The following is a 3,891-nucleotide window of genomic DNA, read 5'->3' on the forward strand; positions in this document are numbered from 1 at the left end:
ACGAAGAAGCGCGATGGCCGCCAGCCCGGCCGCGCGCTGCGCTACGCCAAGGGCTTCGCGCGCGGCCTCTTACACCACCCCACGGGGCACTACCGGCACATGGCACACTTAATAGTTGCGGGAAATTATACTGAAGGAGTAGTTCTTGTACGCCGAAAATGATTTTCAGTTGCTGGAAGCGCGCACTGCGGATGTACGCGTCGAGATGCCATGGCGACGCAAGGACCGCCCTTATATCAATCCTCACGCCATCTTCAGCCGCAAGCCTCACATGGCTGGCGAACAGCATGAACATTTGACGGCAGTCATCGGAAAAAACGGAACTGGCAAGTCCCACCTCTTAAGCGCAATAGTTCAGACATTCCTGCGCCTCGAAGAGCTGCATCAGGGTAAGCGACAAGAGATCAAGGATGACCTGCCGCTGAAACTTCTGGTCTATCGCGTGGATGGCTATCACTGCACGGTTACGCAGGCAGGGCATCGTTCGATCAGCATTCAGGTAAACGGCAAGGACGTTGCCCCCAGAGATCTTCCCTTACCCAAACGCATTGTTGCGCTGACCATCAGCCCATTCGACAAGTTTCCACTCCCCAGAACAATACGTCGTTCGGTGGTTCAAGTCGATGCCGCATCATCGATGTATCAGTATCTCGGTCTGCGGGACAATTTCGGCAAGGCATCCATTCGAACGCTTTTATTCAGGTCCTTGAGCAGCTTGTTCGACGCAACGGATAACAGCGCCCTTAGATTGAGCAACATCGGGGCTGTTTTCGAATTTCTCGGCATGAGGCCGATGGTTAATGTCATCTACGCCTTCAGGGAACGGTCCTTGCTCCACGACATCGCGAGCGGAGCCGACCCTTACACCGATCACACGCTATCCTATACGAAAAGGCGGCTCCTAGAGGATATTTCTCGAAGTGACGTTCCATTAAACGCCCTTCAACGGCAGGCGCGACTCGCTTTCGAAAAAGCCAGAGGAAGCCGTATTGAAACGCACGCAGACCTGGAGACCGGATTTCAGGACCCCTTGTTTCTCGATCTACAGCCGCTACGCCGCGCAGGTCTACTGAGCATGTCTGGCGTTGAAGTTGAACTCAAGGACGGCGGTCCGACCGATCTCCTTCAGGCGAGTTCAGGTCAGCTGAGTATGGTCTCTGCGCTTATCGCGCTGGCATCTGTCATCAAGAACGGCAGCTTGGTACTCATTGACGAGCCAGAACTCAGCCTGCATCCCGAGTGGCAGGTAAAGTATGTCGACTTGCTGCTGCGCACTTTCGCTCGTTACCATGGCTGTCACTTTGTAGTTGCAACGCACTCACCCATGGTGATCTCCGAGTTGCCTGAGCATGCTGAGGTCATCTCGCTCGACCAAGAAGATCTGCCATCTACGAAGGAACTGCAGGGGCAATCGGCGGACTACCTCCTTGCCGAAGTTTTTGGCGCTCCAACATCAAACAATCTTTACGTCCGAGAACGTATCGTCACTGCACTCCGGTTGATTGCAAATGGGGATATGAATTCCCAGGCTTTTGGGGAAGCGCTTGTTGACTTGCGTAAGTTTGCGACAGAATTGGATGCAAACGACCCAGCGGCAGAATTGATCAGAAACGTTGAAGAAGCTGCGAGGGACGTAGGGACTGAGGCGCAGTCATGAATCCAGTTCAATATGGCGAAGCGTGCCAAGCACTGGTCGATACTTTCAATGCACTTGAGTGTGACCTGAAGGATCACAATTACTGGGGCGATGACGCGATCAACGCCATCCGTGCAGAGATCAAAGACCACTATATCGCCGAACAAAATCGCCGTTGCTGTTATTGCGGGCGCGAGTACCCGACCAAAAATAAAGCAGTCTGGGACGGTGAGCACATTATTGCGAAAAGTGCCGCCCCACAATTCATGTTTGAGCCACGTAATCTGGCAGCATCTTGCAAAGACTGCAACATCGCAAAGGGAGAAGTTGAAGTTCGCACCAATCCCAAGCGCAAGACATTTCCTGACCAGTCAAATCATTACAAAATCGTCCATCCGCACTTTGACAACTACCATGACCATATTCGGTGGTATGGCGATGTAGTTAAGCCACTCTCTGCCAAGGGGGCCGAGCTTGTCAATATGTGCAAGCTGTGGCGCTTTGGCGTCACCAAGGCAGGTGCCGAAGTGGCACCGCCCAACACTTTGGTCGACGGGTGGATCGGCGTGATGATGGACCCCCAAGCAGACGCCTTGAGCAAGGAAATCGCAATCGAAGCGTATAAGGCATATGTGAAGACACAACCTCAGAAGGCGGCAGGCTAAGAACGAACATCGATTGTGAGCATGTCGCGACCGTCACGTAGTTCGCAAAGCGTGTGTTCTACTCATGATGCTTCGCGCTGTGGGCAATGCTTCTTTGCTGTCGTTGGCGGCCTATGCAGCGAAAGCCCGCTCTCCGCCCTAGTCGCCCCCTCTCAAAAACGCCCGGATGAGGCAGCTTCACTCCATGGCGGATGGTGTCGGTCCCATACCGCCGGTTGATCAGGTCAATCACGTCAGAGGCCCGTTCACCGGCAGTCTTTTCGGCAGGCCTCAGCGGTAATAGCAGATCTCCCGCACTTTACGCCTGCCCACATGTGTGGACAGACAGCGGCACAGAGGCGATCTCGTGTCAGTTGCGTTTCTGTAGCGCCTGCTTCTGCTTTATCTGCGCATCAACAGCGATCACCGTAGCCAAGCGTTTTTCATCGGGAGGATGGGTGCCCCAGAAACTCAGTTTCCCGGCATCTGTTTTTGCCTTTTCTGGTCTGGCAAAAAATTCGGCCCCCTTGACCGGATCATACCCGGCGGCGGAAGCGATACGGGTGCCTAGCGTATCGCTCTCTAGCTCGTAGGACTGCGAGTAAGCCATGCTGCCAGTCGCCGCGCCTATCGCCATGTTCCGTTCTACTGCGCTTGGATCGTAATAATGCCCCGCCGAAGCGGCCTGTGAATTCGAATAGGCCGTGATGGCCCCAAGGATGATGGCCCCGACGATGGCTTGCTGATTTTTCTTCTCGATGTGGCGACCGATCAGGTGCCCATATTCGTGGCTCATCACGAATGCGACTTCGTGATCGCTGCGGACATCTTGTAGTAGCGGCATGGACAACCGGATGATCGGCTGTTGCTTTGCGTCATAGGTGAAATAGGCGTTGCGCTCTTTCATATCACGGTCGATCTGGATCGACACTTTGCAGTTAAAGTTCTGCAACTTGGCCGTTTCCTGTGCGCATAGCTGCTCGGCCACAGGCCGAACGCGGGTAGAAACTCGATTGAATCTGGCTTCTGCAGCGGCTTTGGAGGCCGGTTTGCGGTTTGTGTCAGTCTTGGCATTCTGAAACAGAACCTGCGCGCGGGTGGCCGAATTTTCATCGACATTCGGCAGGACATAGGTGGTACCACAGCCGGATATTGATACGGCAAGGATAAGTGATGTCAGGTATTTACGCACGCGTTTACTCCTCCACCTGTAGGGTGCATTGGGGGCTTCTATTTTGAATAGGTGCGCTTTTTTGGAAATGCAACTAGGAGATTGCTGGGCTGTGATTTTGGCGGATAGTAGGGATGCCCGAAGGTCAAAACCGTGGTACACAGCCGAATCTAAGTGCTTGATTTTATTCAATCTGAAAAAATGGTGGTGTGGTACATTTTTTAGTTGAAAACGCTGTTGTTTTTATAATTTTCGTCAATCCTGCCGGGCCTACCATCTGCCGACTATTTTTCCCTGTTGAATACACTAATGTGTGCCCCCGTAAGCCGGACTTGCTCTTAGGCTCAGGACTCATAACCAAAACATGACTGTTGCGGCGAGAGCGATGGCCGAGAGGAAGACTTCGGGGCAGCGGTCATATCGGGTGGCGACCCGCCGCC

At 53.6% G+C, this 3,891-nt stretch carries 3 protein-coding genes and 1 pseudogene; 2 read left to right on the forward strand and 2 right to left on the reverse strand.

The window, feature by feature from the left end; genetic code table 11:
• Nucleotides 1-145: 145 nt before the first annotated feature.
• Nucleotides 146-1,657: an AAA family ATPase gene (locus FN828_RS20135; protein WP_142495098.1), complete on the forward strand. Its 1,512-nt coding sequence runs from the start codon at nucleotides 146-148 to the stop codon at nucleotides 1,655-1,657.
• The gene (locus tag FN828_RS20140) at nucleotides 1,654-2,301 is read left to right on the forward strand and encodes an HNH endonuclease (RefSeq protein ID WP_142495099.1); all 648 of its coding nucleotides are present in this window, start codon (nucleotides 1,654-1,656) and stop codon (nucleotides 2,299-2,301) included. The genes FN828_RS20135 and FN828_RS20140 overlap by 4 nt, the downstream gene beginning before the upstream one ends.
• Before the next feature lie 349 nt (nucleotides 2,302-2,650).
• Here the strand turns inward: FN828_RS20140 and FN828_RS20145 are convergent, their stop codons facing one another.
• Complete coding sequence (locus FN828_RS20145) at nucleotides 2,651-3,472, reverse strand: M48 family metalloprotease (RefSeq protein WP_142495100.1); 822 nt, start codon at nucleotides 3,470-3,472, stop codon at nucleotides 2,651-2,653.
• Between the two features lie 330 nt (nucleotides 3,473-3,802).
• Nucleotides 3,803-3,891: pseudogene (locus tag FN828_RS20150) on the reverse strand (IS5/IS1182 family transposase); the annotation flags it as partial.

The organism is Thalassovita litoralis (genome assembly GCF_900182725.1).
GTDB lineage: Bacteria > Pseudomonadota > Alphaproteobacteria > Rhodobacterales > Rhodobacteraceae > Thalassobius > Thalassobius litoralis.

Coding starts and splice junctions, on each gene's coding strand:
- FN828_RS20140 (WP_142495099.1), top strand. CDS start 1,654: ATGAATCCAGTTCAATATGGCGAAGCGTGCCAAGCACTGGTCGATACT.